15 protein-coding genes are annotated in these 15,577 nt (G+C 74.3%); 1 reads left to right on the forward strand and 14 read right to left on the reverse strand.

Going from position 1 to position 15,577, the window contains the following annotated elements:
* Positions 1-594: SDR family oxidoreductase (locus CCN44_RS19910; RefSeq protein ID WP_086698458.1), on the reverse strand; the 594-nt coding region annotated here is incomplete at its 3' end.
* Positions 595-821: 227 nt separating this feature from the next.
* Positions 822-1,460 (reverse strand): membrane protein YczE, encoded by a 639-nt coding sequence (gene yczE / locus CCN44_RS19915; RefSeq protein WP_167404008.1) that lies wholly within the window; start codon positions 1,458-1,460, stop codon positions 822-824.
* A 190-nt stretch (positions 1,461-1,650) separates the two neighbouring features.
* Between yczE and yczR the strand changes: the two genes are divergently transcribed.
* Positions 1,651-3,096, forward strand: coding sequence for a MocR-like transcription factor YczR (yczR, locus tag CCN44_RS19920; RefSeq protein ID WP_086698459.1), 1,446 nt, complete (start codon positions 1,651-1,653; stop codon positions 3,094-3,096).
* 24 nt (positions 3,097-3,120) lie between these two features.
* Here the strand turns inward: yczR and CCN44_RS19925 are convergent, their stop codons facing one another.
* The 12 genes from CCN44_RS19925 to CCN44_RS19980 all read right to left on the reverse strand — a co-directional run bounded on the left by CCN44_RS19925 (position 3,121) and on the right by CCN44_RS19980 (position 15,564).
* Positions 3,121-4,095 (reverse strand): GNAT family N-acetyltransferase, encoded by a 975-nt coding sequence (locus CCN44_RS19925; RefSeq protein WP_059253970.1) that lies wholly within the window; start codon positions 4,093-4,095, stop codon positions 3,121-3,123.
* Positions 4,096-4,110: 15 nt separating this feature from the next.
* The gene (locus CCN44_RS19930; RefSeq protein WP_086698460.1) at positions 4,111-5,364 is read right to left on the reverse strand and encodes an MFS transporter; all 1,254 of its coding nucleotides are present in this window, start codon (positions 5,362-5,364) and stop codon (positions 4,111-4,113) included.
* Positions 5,361-6,602, reverse strand: coding sequence for an ATP-grasp domain-containing protein (locus tag CCN44_RS19935; protein WP_086698461.1), 1,242 nt, complete (start codon positions 6,600-6,602; stop codon positions 5,361-5,363). Before CCN44_RS19935 ends, CCN44_RS19930 begins: the two co-directional genes overlap by 4 nt.
* Positions 6,599-7,963 carry a SidA/IucD/PvdA family monooxygenase gene (locus CCN44_RS47395; RefSeq protein WP_086698462.1) on the reverse strand — a complete coding sequence of 455 codons (1,365 nt, stop codon included), beginning with the start codon at positions 7,961-7,963 and terminating at the stop codon, positions 6,599-6,601. The genes CCN44_RS19935 and CCN44_RS47395 overlap by 4 nt, the downstream gene beginning before the upstream one ends.
* On the reverse strand, positions 7,960-8,406 hold the full coding sequence (locus CCN44_RS19945) for a GNAT family N-acetyltransferase (protein ID WP_059253979.1): 447 nt from the start codon (positions 8,404-8,406) through the stop codon (positions 7,960-7,962). The genes CCN44_RS47395 and CCN44_RS19945 overlap by 4 nt, the downstream gene beginning before the upstream one ends.
* A 44-nt stretch (positions 8,407-8,450) precedes the next feature.
* On the reverse strand, positions 8,451-9,182 hold the full coding sequence (locus tag CCN44_RS19950) for a class I SAM-dependent methyltransferase (protein ID WP_059253980.1): 732 nt from the start codon (positions 9,180-9,182) through the stop codon (positions 8,451-8,453).
* Positions 9,179-10,261 (reverse strand): NAD(P)/FAD-dependent oxidoreductase, encoded by a 1,083-nt coding sequence (locus CCN44_RS19955; protein WP_158103124.1) that lies wholly within the window; start codon positions 10,259-10,261, stop codon positions 9,179-9,181. The genes CCN44_RS19950 and CCN44_RS19955 overlap by 4 nt, the downstream gene beginning before the upstream one ends.
* Complete coding sequence (locus tag CCN44_RS19960) at positions 10,258-10,533, reverse strand: cupin domain-containing protein (RefSeq protein ID WP_223284035.1); 276 nt, start codon at positions 10,531-10,533, stop codon at positions 10,258-10,260. The genes CCN44_RS19955 and CCN44_RS19960 overlap by 4 nt, the downstream gene beginning before the upstream one ends.
* A 23-nt stretch (positions 10,534-10,556) precedes the next feature.
* Positions 10,557-12,212: a class I tRNA ligase family protein gene (locus CCN44_RS19965; protein ID WP_086698464.1), complete on the reverse strand. Its 1,656-nt coding sequence runs from the start codon at positions 12,210-12,212 to the stop codon at positions 10,557-10,559.
* Positions 12,213-12,244: 32 nt separating this feature from the next.
* The gene (locus CCN44_RS19970) at positions 12,245-12,922 is read right to left on the reverse strand and encodes a VOC family protein (protein WP_086698465.1); all 678 of its coding nucleotides are present in this window, start codon (positions 12,920-12,922) and stop codon (positions 12,245-12,247) included.
* A gap of 61 nt (positions 12,923-12,983) precedes the next feature.
* Positions 12,984-14,306 carry a cation:proton antiporter gene (locus tag CCN44_RS19975; RefSeq protein ID WP_059253993.1) on the reverse strand — a complete coding sequence of 441 codons (1,323 nt, stop codon included), beginning with the start codon at positions 14,304-14,306 and terminating at the stop codon, positions 12,984-12,986.
* 22 nt (positions 14,307-14,328) lie between these two features.
* The gene (locus tag CCN44_RS19980) at positions 14,329-15,564 is read right to left on the reverse strand and encodes a hypothetical protein (protein WP_059253995.1); all 1,236 of its coding nucleotides are present in this window, start codon (positions 15,562-15,564) and stop codon (positions 14,329-14,331) included.
* Positions 15,565-15,577 lie beyond the last annotated feature (13 nt).

Genomic DNA, 15,577 nt, shown 5'->3' on the forward strand with positions numbered 1-15,577 from the left:
CCGCTCGGCGTCCCCGCGCATCCGGTTGAGGGCGAACTCCTCCGTCCGCACCATCCCGGGCGCCACCTCGACCACCCGGACGGGCTCACCGCACAGCTCCAGCCGGAGCGTCTCGGTGAGCGCGCGCTCGCCGTACTTGGCCGCGCAGTAACCGCCGCCTCCCTCGTACGCGGTGAAGGCCGCGGTGGAGGTCACGGTGACGACGGTGCCGCCGNNCAGCGGCAGCAGGGCCTGGGTCACGCGCAGGGTGCCCAGCACGTTCACGGAGTACATCCGCTCCCAGTCCGCCGGGTCCGCCTCGGCCACGGACTCCGCGCCCAGCGCGCCGCCCGCGTTGTTCACCAGGACGTCGCAGGAGTCGAGTCCGGCGGCGAAGCGCCGTACGGCCTCGTCGTCGGTCACGTCGAGCGCGTACGGCTCCGCACCGGTCTCCTCGGCCAGCGCACGCAGCCGCTCCGCGCGCCGCGCGACGGCCACCACGTCGAAACCGTCCTTCGCCAGTCGCCGCGCGGTCGCCGCGCCGATTCCGCTGCTCGCCCCGGTCACCACGGCCTTTCCGGCCACCGGCGCCACCGCCTTTCTCTCGTCCCGCATTCGATGCGGCCGTGGATTCCCCGGGTATTTCCCGGAGATTCCCCTCGGTCGTTTCTTCGTGCGGTCAAAGCTTTGCCGCTCGGCGACGGCTGTTGAACCCCGCTCATTGTTCGGAAATCTGCAATGCGGGAACCCGCAGGGCGGACAAAGCGGCTGGGGCGCGGCGGCGGACAGGCGGACGGCCCGGGTGCGGGACCCGGGCCGTGGAGGGGGCGGAGCAGCGCGGCCTAGTCCTGCCGCACCGGTTCCCCGTCCGCGCTCCGGTAGGCGCACCAGGGCAGGAAGAACTGGGTGACCGGGCCCACCAGCAGGGCGTACAGCAGGGTGCCGACACCGACGGTGCCGCCGAGGAGCCAGCCCCCGGCGAGCACGGCGACCTCCAGCAGGGTGCGCACGAGCCGGACCGAGCCGCCGGTCAGCGCGGAGACGCCGGTCATCAACCCGTCCCGGGGGCCCGGCCCGAGACGCGCACCCACGTAGACGGCCACGGCGAACCCGTTGAGCAGGATGCCCGCCGCCAGCAGGAACAGCCGCCCCGGCAGGCCGCGATCCGCCGGGATGAGGAAGAGGCCCAGGTCCGAGGCGCAGGCGAGCACGAGGACGTTGGCGAACGTGCCCAGCGTCGGCCTCTGCCGCAGCGGGATCCAGGCCAGCAGGACGAGGACGCCGACCAGGGCGCTGAGGGTGCCGAAACTCAACGACGTATGGCGTTGCAGGCCCTCGTACAGCACGCTCCACGGGTTGACCCCCAGCGCCGCCCGGACCAGCACGGACATGCTCAGCCCGTACAGGACCAGCCCGACGAGGAGCTGGGCCAGCCGGCGGCCCGGGCGCTCGGTCAGGGGCAGACAGGTCAGCGGCGGCACGCGGCGCACGCTCCCCGCCCGCCGGCGCTCCGCAGAGCCGAGTGCTGTGCTCGCGTGTCCCATGTCCGCCCTCCGGTGTCGCGGCGTTCCTTGCCACCGGGGCGAGTCTGTAAGGTCATTGCCCGGAACTCGATGACCAATTCCCGGAGAGTGGTATGCCCGCAGCCCGCTGGTCCCGGCCGGTGCCCCGGTGAGCCACGTGGAACCGAGCGTCAGCGGCCGGCAGCTGGCCGCTCTGCTGCCGGACCTGACGGGCCTGCGCCCCGCGTACCGCCACCTGTCGGAGGCCATCAGCGCCTTGGTCCTCGACGGCCGGGTGGCGCTGCACGCCAGGCTGCCCGCCGAGCGCGAACTGGCCGCCGCGCTCGGCGTCAGCAGACCCACCGTCACCTCGGCGTACGACCTGCTGCGCACCCATGGCTACGCGCGCAGCCGGCAGGGTTCGGGCACCTGGACGGCCCTGCCGAAGGAATCCGCGCCCCGCAGGGTCACCCGGGCCCTGCCCGCCCCCGACACGGCCATCGACCTCGCCCGCGCCGCACCCGGCCTGCCGCACCAGGTCCTGGACGACGCCCTCGCCGCGGTGGCACCCGCGCTGGCCCGGCACAGCCGGACCCCGGGCTACGACCCGTTCGGGCTGCCGGAACTGCGGGCGACGATCGCCGAGCGCTACACCCGGCGCGGACTGCCGACCCGCCCCGAACAGATCCTGGTCACCTCCGGCGCGCAGCACGCGCTCACCCTCGTCCTCGGCCTCCTGGCCGCTCCCGGCGACCGGGTGATGGTGGAGAACCCCTCCTATCCGAACGCGCTCGACGCCATCCGCCGGGCCCACCTGCGCACGGTGGCCGTCCCGGTGTCGGACGACGGCTGGGACGTCGAGATCATCGAGTCCGCGCTGCGCCAGGCGGTGCCCCACCTCGCCTTCCTCATACCGGAGTTCCACAACCCGACCGGCCTGCTCATGCCCGACGAGGCACGCGGCCGGGTGCTGGCCGCCGCGCATCGCGCGGGCACCTGGCTCGTCGTCGACGAGACGCTCGCCGACCTCGCCCTGGACGTCCCGGCACCCGCGCCGTTCGCCTGCCGCGCCGCGCCCGACGAGGCGAGCCGGGTGATCACCGTCGGTTCGATGAGCAAGAGCCACTGGGGCGGCCTGCGCATCGGCTGGCTGCGCGCCTCCGCGCAGCTGGTGACGGAACTGGCCGCGCAGCGCATCGCCACCGACCTGGGCGGCTCCGTGCTGGACCAGCTGCTCGCCCAGGTGCTGCTCGACCGCGCGGCAGCGCTGCTCCCGGCTCAGCTGGAGCGGCTGCGGGCACGGCGAGCGGCGCTGGCCGAGGCGCTGACGGAGCACTTTCCCCGCTGGACCTGGCGGCTGCCGCCCGGCGGGCTGGCCCTCTGGGTCGATCTGGGCGAGCCCGTGGCGGCCGAACTGGCCGAGCGGGCCCTCGCCTTCGGGGTGCGGATCGAGGGCGGCGGGCTCTTCGCCGCCGACCCCGGCGTCTTCGGCAACCGGCTCCGCATCCCGTACACGCTGCCGGCCGAGGTGCTGCGCGAGGCCGTCCAGCGGATGGCCTCGGCGGTGGCCGCCGGGCCGGCACCGGCCCGCCGGCGCACCCGCTGGATCGCCTGACGTCCCGCGCGTACCGCGTGCGGACTACGCCGAGGCCGCCGGAGCCGGCTCGTCCGGCACCGGGGCCGGGCGCAGGGCGTGGACCCGCACCTCACCGCCGTACGACCCCGTGTACCGGCTCGCGTCGGGGCCGGCCGTCGCGGAGAACAGCTCCAGCCGCAGTGCGCCCGCCTCCGCAGAGGACGCCTCGGCCGGCTCCGGATACGACAGCAGCAGCGCCGGATCGGCCAGCCGCGGTCCGCCGAGGACGAGATCGGCGCTGTCGTCCCCGCGATGCGGGTGCACCGACTGGGACGGCACCGGCCGAAAGCCCAGCCGGGTCTTGAAGGCAAACAGCCCGGCCTCGACCACGTGCCCGTACAGATTGGGGTCGTTGCCGAGGCTGACCTGCCCGAAGCCCAGCTCCCGGGCGTGCCCGACCGCCGCCATGTACAGCACCCGGGCCAGACTGTGCGACCGGGACCGCTCGTCGACCGCCGAGAACCGCAGTCGTACCAGGTCCGCCTCGGGCAGCCGCTGGCTCAGGCAGGCGCCGACCAGCGTGCCCGCCCGCCGTGCGCAGACGGCGAAGAGTTCGGCCGAGGCCTCCCTCAGCTGGTCGCGCTGCTGCACCGCGACGGGCAGCGCCTGGCGCATGCGTCCCATCTGCCGCTCGTACAGCCCGAGGAACTCCGCCAGCAGCGGCTCCGTCAGGGGCAGCACCTCGACCCGCAGCTCCTCGGCGGCGGCATGGCGGCGGGCCGCCTGGACGCTCTGCCGCTCCTTGCGGTGCAGGCCGCGCAGGAACTCCTCCTCGCTGTCCCCGGTGCCGGCGATCCAGGTGAGCCAGCTGGGCTTGGGCAGGAACCCGGCCGCGCGCAGCGCCGGCCAGGCAGCCACGGGCGGGTCGCTCACACGGACGACCGCGACCCGCCCCCGCCAGGTCTCCCAGTCGGTCTCCCGTGCTTCCTGGACGCTGACGACGGCCACGGGGAGACCGTGGGTGTCTTGTATCTGCATGGTGTGGCTTCCGGATCAGCCGGCGGTGTCGCCGGGCGGGGCCGCGAGTGTGCGCCGGCCGAGCAGGCGCTCGCGCGACAGGACGAGGAGCACGGTGAGGTAGCAGGCCTCCACCCCCGCGCAGAAGGCCAGGGCCGTACCCACCCCGTCCTTCAGCAGGTACGACGCGCCGGCCAGCGTCGGCGCGGCGAGCCCCGAGGCGACGAAGAGCCGCAGCGAGGCCACCCGGCCCAGCACATGGGCGGGGGAACGCAGTTGCAGAGCCGTCATGAGCAGGGTCTGGGACGAACCGGCCGCGAACCCCACCGCCACGACGCAGCCCACGGTCGCGACGACGCCGATGTCGCACACCAGCAGCAGGAACGCGGCCACGAGCGCGGCCATGGACAGCGCCACCAGGCGCAGCGTCCGCTCCGCTGCCTGGGAGCGCCAGGGCAGCAGGCCGGAGAGCATCACACCGGCCGGCAGCGCCGAGTTCACCACGGCGAGGGTGAGCGTGCTGCCGCCGAAGCGGTCGTCGACCAGCGGGACGAGGATCAGGGTGAACAGGTACACGGCGACGTAGTCGCCGGAGCACAGCAGGATGTGCGTGACGAGCCCGCGCTGCGAGCGCAGTTCGCGCAGCACACCCGTGCGGGGCCGGGCCGCGCCGCTCCCGGTGCCCGGCGCCGGACGGCCGGGCAGGGTGCCCAGGATCAGCGCCGCGGCGCCGAAGGACACCGCCAGCACGCAGAAGCCCCGGACCGGCTCCAGGTACAGCAGCAGGGTGCCGGCGGGCGTGCCGAGCAGCGTACCGGCCTGGAACGCCGCGTTGATCTTCGCGTTCAGCGCGGCGAGCCGTTCCCTGCCGGCCAGTTGCGGCGCCAGGGTGAACATCGCCGCCCGGTAGAAGGCCTGCACGACGCTGACCAGCGCCGCCCCGCAGATCAGCGGGAGCGCGGGGGAGTCCAGCAGGGAGACCGCCGCCTCCAGGCCGATGGCGGCGCAGGCCGCGGCCTCGCTGAGCACGGCGAGCCTGCGGGCGCCGAGCCGGTCCACCACGTACCCCGCCACCAGCTGCACGACGGCGGCGATGGCGAAGTTCGAGACGAGGACCAGGGCGAAGTTCGAGGCGCTCCCCGTGAGCCGGTACAGCACCGCGGCGACCAGGGCGTTGTTGCCGGCCAGGGCGATGTTGACGAAGAGCACCGCCGTCGGCACCTTCACCATGACGTCACGCGGTCCCGGCAGGGCGCGGCCGGCGCCGGTCCGAAGGCTCGTGCCGCTCATCCGGTCACCTCCACGACCAGGTCGCGGGAGGCCGCGAGCGCCGCGTTGAGCGCGAGGTTCGCGGACCCGGCACGGGTGCGGATCTGGCCGACGGCGCCGCGGTAGTCCCCGGCGGCGCGGACCTCGTCGCCCGGGGCCGCGGAGCGGACCACCTGGACGACGTGCGGGGCGCCGGCGGCTTCGGCGAGTCCGTGGACCCGGCGCAGCCGGCCGGCCGTGGGGGCGTAGACGGTGACCGTGCTGGAGTGGCGCCCGTTGGGCACGGGATCGGCGACGGGCCGGCCGAGGGCGGCCGAGCACAGCAGCTCCGGGACCGGCACCGTCAGGCAGTCGTTCATCATCAGGGCGAGCAGCCCGCCGCCCATGCGCGCGTTGACCTCCACGACGACGGCCTCGTCACCGCCGGCGAGGATGAACTCGGTGTGCAGCATGCCCTGCGCGATCCCGGTGGCGGCCACCAGGGTCTCCACCGCCGCCCGCATCGCCGCCTCCGCCCGCGCGGGCACCCGCACCGGGAAGGTGTACGACACCTCGCAGAAGGCCGGACGCGGCCCCAACTGCCGGTCCGTGACGCCCAGATGGCGGCAGCGCCCGTCCGCGACCAGCGTTTCGAGGCTGTACAGCGGTCCGCTGACGAACTCCTCGGCCATCAGCTCGCCGCCCAGATAGAGATCCCCGGACGTCAGGGTGGCGTGGACCGCCACGGCGTCCCGCGGGGTCCGGCACAGCAGCACGTCGAGGCTGCCGGTGCCGCGGCAGTTCTTGAGCACGACCGGCCGGCCGGCCTCCTCGGCGAAGGCCCGCAGTTCGTCCGCCGTGCGCACCTCGGCCCAGCGCGGTGAGGCGATGCCCAGCGTGTCGTACAGCTCGCGGGCGCGCCGCTTGTCCCGGAAGGTGCGTACGGCCTCGACCGGGGCGAAGGGCGCGCCGATGGCCTCGGCCAGCGCGGCGGCGAAGAGCAGGTGGCGGTCGGTCGCGCAGATCACGCCGGGCCGGCCGGGCGCGGGGTGCTCCCGGGCCGCGGCGAGCAGCTCGGCGGGGACCGCCTCGCCCTCGGTCGCCGGCACCACGTGCAGCCGGCCGCGGGCGGCCAGTCCGGGCAGGACGTCCGCGCCGGCCGCGCCCCGGTACTTGGCCGGGTCGGTGGTGACCAGGGCGGCGTCGATGCCCTGGGCCACCGCCCAGGCCAGGGTGCTCAGCCCGCTGCCGGTGAGCGGCGCTTCCACAAAGAAGATCATTCGGGGGTTCCTCGGCCGGACGCGATGACGGTCCGTGCGGACCGTGCGGGAAGGGGGGTCGGGGCCGGATGCTCGTAGGCGCCCAGCACCCGGTCGCTCAGCAGCCCCAGCGAGCTGAGGTTCGCGAAGCCCGGGCCCTGGGCCAGGCCCGCGAGGCCGGGGACGTGCAGCCGGGGCCGCAGTCCGCGCAGGGCCAGGGACTCGTCGACCTCCCGGGCCAGGGCCGCGTCGTCCCGCAGGGGGATGCCGAGGCACGCCTCCACCTCGCCGGCGGAGGCGTCGTCGAGCAGGGCGGTCAGCCGGTGCAGCGGCGAGCCGCCGGTGCAGTTGACCACGAGATCGTAGTCGCGGCGCAGCACCTCGCCCGGCTGGTCGACGGTCACCCGGACCCTGCCCGCCGCCCCCGGGCCGACGTACCGGATGCGGCCCAGCACGAAGGAGACCCCCCGGGCCCGGGACAGCTCCTCCAGCGCCCGCGGGGAGATCACCCCCCGGTCCGTGCGGGAGATGAAGTCCCGCCGGTCGGCCTCCGGGAGCTGCGGCCAGGCTGCCGTGTGCGGATCGGAGTAGACCCGGTCCTCCACGTACGACTCGGCCCGGGAGCGCGGCAGGTACGGCGACACGACGGACACCGAGACGTCCTCGCCGAAGGTGTCCGCGACGTACAGCGCGCACGACGCCGCGCTCTCCCCGGCGCCCACCACGCACACCCGGCTCCCGGGGCGCAGGGCGTGGGTGTGGAGGAGGGCACGCGGTCCGGCCGCGGTCAGCAGCCGGCCGGCCACCTGCGGGTGGTGCGGCAGGGCGCCGGGCACGGCGTGGCCCGTGAGGACGAGCCCGTCGTACGACGTCTCCCGCCCGGTCCCGCCCGCGGCGCGGTGCTCCAGCACCCAGCCGTCCGGCCGGTACCCGAGCCCGGTCACCTCCGCGCGCCGGACGCGCACCCCGGTCACCGCCCGGGTCAGCACCCACTTGAGGTAGTCGGCGAACTGCCGGTGGGTGGGGGAGGGCAGACCGGCGTCGATCCACTGCTGGTAGGAGCCGGTGTCGATCAGGTGGCTCTGCCAGGAGAACGCCTGCATCCGGGCGTCGATCTCCTTGCCGTGCGCGCCGAACCGGTAGGTGCTGCGGTAGGGGAAGCCGACGTCCTTCTCGGCGCGCGTGCCCAGCCGCTCGCTGCCGCTGGTCCAGCCGGCCCGCCCGGTCCAGTGCGCGGCGATCTCGTCCCGCTCGAAGACCGACAACTCCACGTCGGCGAGGCCGAGTTCGTTCAGGACGTGGGTCTTGGCGGCGAGCGCGGCGGCCTTCGGGCCGGCGCCGAGGACCGCGACGCGCGCGCGGGGCGCGGGCACGCCGGTCACGCCGGGTGCTCCGCGTCGAGCGACAGGGCCAGATGGTGGCAGTCGAAGCGGAAACCGTTGCGCAGGTACGCCTTGTGCGCGGCGTGCCGCTGGTGGCCGGTGTCGAGGTGGAACTCCGCGCAGCCCTCCTCGCGCGCGATCTCCTTGAGGGCCGTGAGCAGCCGGCTGCCGACGCCGGTGCCCCGGGCGCCCTCGTCGACGATCAGGTCGTCCAGGTAGAGGATCCGGCCCCACGCCATCGTGTGCAGCACACGGAACCCGGCGGCGCCGAGCACCGCGCCCCCGTGCTCGGCGTAGACGATCCGGTAGCCCTCCGGGCGCTGCCTCGCCCAGCGCGCGAGGAACTCCTCCTCCCCGGCGAGGTGCGGGCGCAACTGGACGAAGAGGGGCCAGCAGCGGCGAACGGACTCCTCGTCGCTCGCGAAGCGGACGTCGGCGAGCATGAACACACTCCTGATCGGCAGAGAAGGGTCGGTCGGGGTGTCCCTCAGCCGAGGGACACCGTCAGGCACAGGCCGATGCTGTTCATGGCCTCGCCGAGCACGGTGATGCCGCAGTCGGCGCAGAGGTCGGCCAGTGCCTGCCGGGTGAAGGACTGGGACTGGAAGGCGTCCCCCGAGCGGAAGACGACACCCCCGTAGGGGCCGGGGTGCTCCTCCAGCGGGCTGATGCCGCACGCGGTGTAGTAGTCCCGGCGCAGGTCCGTGGCCGTCTCGAAGGCGTGGAACACGGACAGCACCGCCACCCCGCCGGCCTCCTTCAGGCCCGTGAGCAGCTCCCGCGGGGACGGGAAGTTGCCCAGCAGGTTGAACGGGAGCAGCAGCAGGGGCCGGCCGCCGTCCAGCTCGCCGAGCCAGTCGGCGCACCGCATGGCGTCGCCCACCACCGCCCGCGCCCGGCCGTGCAGCCCCTCGTCGGCGATGCGGCGGCAGACGCGCTCCACCGCGGCGGCGTTGACGTCGACGCCCAGGTAGTCGGTGCCGGCCGCCCGGGCCACTTCCAGGGACCGGCCGTCGTAGCAGCCGAGTTCGACGAGCGTGGTGCACCCGTACCGGGAGGCCGCCTGGTGCACCGTCAGGCTCTCCATCTGAAGGAACGACAGCAGCCCGTCGGGGAAGTGCGCGGCCCGCATGATCGCGGACGCGCCGTGCCGCCGGTAGAAGCCGACGTTGCCCGGGCCGGATCCGTCGCTCGGCGCCGTGAGGCTCGCGGAGGTCACGCCAGGTCTCCTCTCCGGTGTGCGAGGACCGCCCGGGCCGCGTGCGCGGCCAGGCCCGCCGCGAGGCGTACGCCGGAGCCGTGCAGCCCGGTCACCGCGAACACGCCGTCCGCGGGGGAGAGCGGCAGCAGACGCGGGGTGGCGTCGGGGGTGTAGGTGTCGGCGAAGACCCTGCCGCGGGTCACCGCCCAGGTGCCGGGGCCGACGACCGCGTCCAGGAACGCGGCGGCCCGGGCGCGGACGTCCGCGGGCAGCGGCCGTTCCTCGGGCGGTACGTCCCACACGTCGTGCTTGACACTCATCGCGAACTCGCCGTCGGCCACCGGGAAGAGGAAGATGCCGTCCTCGGCCGAGCCGACGCCGTACCGGACGGCGGCCGGACCCGACAACGCGACCCGCAGCCCGTACACGCGCTTGGTGCGGACGTCGGCCTCCGGACCGGCCGGACCGGGGGCCGGCCGCAGCGCGGACCGGAGCGGCGACGAGGGCAGCCAGGGCCCGAGGGCGAGCACGCACCGCTCGGCCCGCCACCGCCCGCCGTCCGCGGTGGCCGCCCGAACGCCGTCCGCGGCGGGCGTCAGCTCCGTCACGCGCCGGTGCTCGACCAGGCGCACCCGCGGCCGTGCGGCCAGCCGCCGCACCAGCGCGGCGGTCAGCCGCCGCGGGTCGATGACATGGGCCTCGCCGGCCAGCGCGGTCGTCCCCGCCGGCAGCCGCCACGCCCCGTCGGCCGGTGCGGCCACCGGGCGGGCCGGCGTGACGAGCGTGTCCGCCAGGTGGCCGGCGGCCTCCGGGCCGCGCACCAGCCAGGCGAAGGGCAGCGCCGTGCGCGCACCCGGCGCCGGCGCGTCCGCCTCGAACTCCGTCCACCACTGCCGGCCGGCCTCGACCAGCTGCCGGTGGAACGGCGTGTGGGCGTAGGGGATGTCGACGGCGCCCGCGTATCCGGTCGCACCGCTGCCCCAGCCGTGCTGCTCCAGCACGGTGACCCGCAGCCCGGGCTCCTGCCGGGTCAGCGCCTCGGCCAGGGTGAGACCGACCACGCCCCCGCCGACGACGAGGACGTCCTGATCGTTCACAGTTTCTTCCACCACATGCTGAGCACCACCAGGTCCTCGGAACCGTCGTTGGTGATCGTGTGCTCCGCGTGGGGCGGCGCGACGACACGGGAGCCGGGGATCAGCCCGATCCGCCGGCCGTCGACCACGCAGTGCCCCGCCCCGGACTGCACCGCCCAGGTCTCCTCGCTGGCGTGCCGGTGCGGCTCGGTGGTGGTCCCGGGTGCCACCTTGAACACCATGGCCCCGTAGGCCAGGCCGTCCTGTTCGGTCTCGATCTCGCCGGAAATCACGACGTCCAACGGTCGCTGTCCTCTCACTTGTGCAGGGTCGCCGGCAGACAGGCGTTGAGCTGGCCGCGCGTGAGGGTGCGCAGCCGGGGCATCCCGCCCCGCGGCGTCACCCGCGGCGGACCGGCCGGCAGCGCTGCCACGTTCGGGCTGCCGGGCTGCCCGGCCGCCTCCCACACCTGCTGCGCCCGGGCGGGCATCACCGGTGCCGCCAGCAGGGCGAACCCGAGCAGCCAGGCGGCTGCCGCCTCGGGGGTGGCGGTGAGGGCCGGCGCGCAGTCGATCCACTGCTCCACGCAGGACCAGGCGGCCGACAGATGGAAGGTGTCCGGGTCGAGCATGCCGGTCTGGTGCTCCAGCGTGCGGGTCAGCGCCCGCAGGACCTCCGGGGAGGGCGCGGTGGCGGTGTCCGCCGGGAGCCGCTCGGCCGCCGACGCCAGCGCGTCGCTCACCCGGGCGCCGACCTCGTTGTGGAAGGACAGGAACTCGTCGGCCTGGAACGCGGACCGGGTGAACTCGGGGTTGCGGAAGCACAGATAGGCGCGGGTGAGGTCGGACTCCGCCTGCCCGAGCGAGACGATGTCGCCGCCCCAGATGACATGCCCCCGGCTGGTGGAGAACTTGCTGCCCTCCAGGTCGTAGAAGTAGTTCACCAGCAGCGAGTCGACCGGCTTGTACGTCTTCTGGCCCAGGCCGCAGCCGACCGCGCCGACCATGAAGGGGATCGCGTTGTCGATGCCGAAGGAGATGACCGTACGGACCCGCGAATCCCGCCGGAACGGGTTCATTCCGGAGCCGGTGATCTCCTTGTAGCGCTCGCCGGCGACCAGGTGACAGCCGATCAGGAGCGCCGAGTAGGAAAAGATCACCTGCCCGGGGGACACCCCGTCCTCCTCCCACGGCAGGCCCCACCGGCTGGGCACGGTGAGCCGGATGGAGGCGCCGTTCACCGCCATGTACCGGTCGGCGATCGCCAGGAAGTCCGGCCGCTTGCAGATCTCGGCGAGCGCCTCCCGCAGCCGCTCCGGTCCGCCGGGCAGGTCGAGGTAGAGGGAGGCGATGTCGTCGAACCGCAGCTCCCCGTCGAAGTGCGCGGTCGCGGGGTCGATCATCTGGGACGGCGAGAAGTGGCCGCCGCAGGACTCGCAGAAGAAGCCCACCAGCGGCTGCGCGCAGTGCGGGCACCTGCCCTTCAGCCAGCCGCTCACCACGGCCTCGTCCACCCGGGGCCGCAGGGAGGTGCTGTGCGCGCCGGCCGCCTCCGAGTCGAGCACCGGCATGGGCTCGGTGCGCACCGTGGTGCTGCCCTGCTCCACGATCTCGGTGAGGAAGTCCCGGTTCACCTCGGCGTACCGCTGCGCCCAGGTCGCGTCCAGCGGGTTGAGCAGGTCGTCGTACGCGATGTCGAGGGCCGCCAGGTCGTTGCGGATGAGGCGGTGGTTGCGGTTCGCGACCTCCTCCGGAGTGACGCCGTCCTGGTGCGCGCGGACCAGGACGTGCGACTCGTGCGCGTCACTCACGGAGATCATGGTCGCCCGGCCGCCGCCGCGCAGGACGTGCCGGCGCAGCACGTCCATCTTCAGCAGCGGACCCGCGATGTGCCCCAGGTGCGCCCGCCCGTTGGGCACCAGACACACCGGGGTCAGGAAGAATTCTTGGCCTTCGAGGGAGAGGGGACCCATGGTCGGCTGCCTCGCTGTCGTGTCGGAAGCTGTCAGAGGATGGAAGTCGTACACAGGGACCGGTCGGACCCGGCGCGGTCCCGCGGCGGCCGGGCCCGCAGCACGAAGGCCACCCGGCCCGCCGCGCCGTACAGCACCGGCCCGCCGTCCGCCCGCCTCGCGGGGGCGATGCCCTCGGGAGTCCGGCGGGTGAAGCCGAGGACGCCCTCGCAGAAGGCCGCGTACGCGTCGAGGAGTTCCGCCGGCAGGCGCAGCACGACGTGGTCGGGCGGCTCCGGACGCGCGGCCGAGGGGGCCGGCACCGGATGCGGGATCCAGGTACGGCCCGCGGGCAGGGCGCGGGTGCCGGGCGCGGACCCGGGCAGCAGCGTGTGGACGATGCCGCCGGGCCCGGAGACGACCGGCGCTCCCTGCCCGTCGTGCGTGACCGTCGCGCCGTGGGCCAGTGCCGCCGCCACGGTCGCGGCGACGTCGGCGCACCGGACGGCGACGTCGGCGACACCCTCGCCGTTGCGGGCCAGGAACCCGCGCGTCGCCCAACCGGAGGTGATCACCAACTGGGCGTCGCCGCGGCGCAGCAGCGCCGAACTCCGGTCGACCTCGACGCAGTCCGCGACCTGGACGAAGCCGCGCGTGCTCACGTAGTGGCGGACCGCGGCGACCTTGTCCCGGGTGTACAGCTCGACGTGCGCCATGTCTCGCACCGTCATGGGGTGTCGACTCCTTGTGGGGATGAACCGGGGGGAGGGGCGCCGCGCGTGCGGCCGTCGGCTACGACGCGACGGGCTGGGCGGCGTACTCCCGTTCGCGTTCGAGTTCGCCGGAGGTCTGGGCCATGCGGCCCACGGTCCGGCGCAGGATCGGCGGTGCCATGACCGAGGTGACCACGGCCACCAGCACCACGATGGTGTAGGAGGCGGAGTTGAGGACCCCGATGTTCAGGCCGACCGAGGCCAGGACGATCTCCACCACGCCCCGGGCGTTCAGCCCGGCCCCGATGGCCAGGGCCTCGTCATGGGCGAGCCGGCCCATCCGCGCCCCCAGGTATCCGCCGGCCAGTTTGGCGCCGACGGCCACCAGCAGCGTGATCAGCGCGGCGCCGAGGACAGCGGGCCGCTGGAGCGCGGTCAGGTCGACCTGGAGCCCCGCGGTCGCCAGGAACAGCGGTGCCAGCACGCCCATCACGAACGGCCGGGCCAGCTCCAGGAAGCGGCGGCTCTCCGCGCCGAGGGAGCCGATCAAGGTGCCGCACAGGAAGGCGCCGAGCATCGGTTCCATCTTCAGGGCGTGCGTGCCGGCCGCGGCCAGCACGAGCAGCACCACCACCGCCGCGATGCCGAGGTCGGAGCCGTTCGCGGACCGCTGGACCGTGCGCATCACCCGGCCCACCAGGGGCCGGGCCAGGAACACGGTCGCGGCCAGCACGAGCAGCAGGTAGCCCACCGACTCGGCCACCACCCCGGCCCGGAAGCCCACCGTCGCCGTGGCCGACACGATCGACAGCAGCAGCCAGCCCAGGATGTCGCTGACGGCCGCCGCGCCGATGATGACCTGGCCGACGTTGCGGTGCATCAGCTTCATGTCCAGCAGCGTCTTCGCGATCACCGGGAGCGCGCTGACCGCGACGGCCACGCCGATGAACAGCGCGAACACCGGGCGGTGGCCGTTCCCGCCCATCACCGAGGCGGGCAGCAGGAAGCCCAGGCCGATGCCGAGCGCCAGCGGCAGCAGCACGCTGCCCACGCTCACCCAGGCGATGGCCACCCGCCGGCGGCGCAGCAGACCGAGGTCGATATGGGCCCCGGTGATGCCCACCAGCAGCAGCACGCCCAACTGGGCCACCGCCCCGAGCAGATGCATCTGCTCCGCGTCGCGCGGGAGCAGCCGCTCCGACACCGCGGGGGCGACGGTCCCGAGGAGGGAGGGGCCCACGAGGATGCCGGCGGCCAGTTCGCCGACCACCGCCGGCAGGTTCAGCCGCGCCGCCAGCCGCCCGAGAGCGGTGGCGACGATCAGCAGGACACCGATCTGCACCAGGAAGACGAGCATCGCGTCGTGGCTGATGGCAGGTACGGGTCCGATGGCGACAGCCATCTCATTCCTTTCGGTCCAGCCGTCAGCTGGTGTAGAGGCCGGCTTCTTCCAGGGCCCGCAGCGCCCGGTAGTCCCGCTCGATGTCCCGCGGGTCCTCCGCCGCGAGGTAGACGTATCCCGGCGAGCTGATCAGATCGACTGTCTCCCCGAGGTACTCGCCGGCGGTGACGCCGTGCGCGAGGAAGACCAGGGTCGGCAGCGCCTCCAGCCGGGCCGTCCAGTCCAGCGAACGCACCAGGCCCGCCGAGGAGTTGATCAGCGCGACATTGCGCACGGCACCGCTCCAGCGGACCGCCGCGTCGTCGAAGGCCGGCAGCCGGTCCGGGGCGACCAGCAGATCGGCCAGCAGACCGGTCTGGGACACCCCCGAATACCGCTCGACCACGCTCGGCGCCGTCCCGCCGCCGAGCCGGGCACCCGACTCGATCAGCACGGGCCCCCGTTCGGTCAGCATCACCTCGGTGTGGGCCGCGCCCCACCGCACGCCCAGCGCGTCCAGGGCCGCGCCGACGAAGCGGCACAGCGGCGCCGCCTCCGCCGAGCCGACCGGTACCGGCTCCTCGTAGTCGTACACCGGGTAGCCGGCGCTGCCGGTCCGCTTGGTGTACCGCCACAGCTCGGCCACCCGGTGCACCCCGTCGCGGGAGACGGTGTTGGCGTAGTACTCGACTCCGCGCACCCGCTCCTGGACCAGGACGACCGGGTTGGGCTGGCCGAAGAAGTTGTCGGCGGCCAGCACCGTCTTGCACGCGGTGTGCACCTCGTCCGCGGTCCGGCAGAAGCGCACGTTGTCGGTGCCGGCGCTGCTCGGCGGCTTGACCACGGCCTCGCCGAGCCCGCCGGACACGTACCAGTCCACGGCCTCGTCGGCGTCGGCGAACGCCCCGCCGTGCGGCACGGCCACCCCCGCGGCGGCGGCCGTCTCGCCCATGAGCTGCTTGTCGCGCCGCGCGGCGAGTGTCTCGTACCGGTTGCCCGGCAGCCCCATGAGGTGGGTGAGGGTGTCGGCGAGGATCACGCCGGACTCGGTGCCGGCCACCACCCGGTCCACGCCCAGCGCGGTGAGCCGTTCGGCCAGCCGCGCCGGCTCGCCCGTCCCGTCGAGCAGCGCCTCGAAGTCCTCGGCGCGGAAACCGCGGGTGTAGTAGCCGGGCGGGGTCGTCAGGCTCTGCACGTGGACCAGGGCGGTGCCGCGGTCGCGCAGTGCGGAGACGAGGGCGCGTCCGGTCGAGTAGCCGTCGACCACTGCGATCTTCATGATGTGTCTTCCG

The organism is Streptomyces tricolor (assembly GCF_002155905.1).
GTDB classification, from domain to species: domain Bacteria; phylum Actinomycetota; class Actinomycetes; order Streptomycetales; family Streptomycetaceae; genus Streptomyces; species Streptomyces tricolor.

Coding starts and splice junctions, on each gene's coding strand:
- CCN44_RS19925 (WP_059253970.1), bottom strand. CDS start 4,095: ATGCAGATACAAGACACCCACGGTCTCCCCGTGGCCGTCGTCAGCGTC.
- CCN44_RS19930 (WP_086698460.1), bottom strand. CDS start 5,364: ATGAGCGGCACGAGCCTTCGGACCGGCGCCGGCCGCGCCCTGCCGGGA.
- CCN44_RS19935 (WP_086698461.1), bottom strand. CDS start 6,602: ATGATCTTCTTTGTGGAAGCGCCGCTCACCGGCAGCGGGCTGAGCACC.
- CCN44_RS19945 (WP_059253979.1), bottom strand. CDS start 8,406: ATGCTCGCCGACGTCCGCTTCGCGAGCGACGAGGAGTCCGTTCGCCGC.
- CCN44_RS19965 (WP_086698464.1), bottom strand. CDS start 12,212: ATGGGTCCCCTCTCCCTCGAAGGCCAAGAATTCTTCCTGACCCCGGTG.
- CCN44_RS19970 (WP_086698465.1), bottom strand. CDS start 12,922: ATGACGGTGCGAGACATGGCGCACGTCGAGCTGTACACCCGGGACAAG.
- CCN44_RS19975 (WP_059253993.1), bottom strand. CDS start 14,306: ATGGCTGTCGCCATCGGACCCGTACCTGCCATCAGCCACGACGCGATG.
- CCN44_RS19980 (WP_059253995.1), bottom strand. CDS start 15,564: ATGAAGATCGCAGTGGTCGACGGCTACTCGACCGGACGCGCCCTCGTC.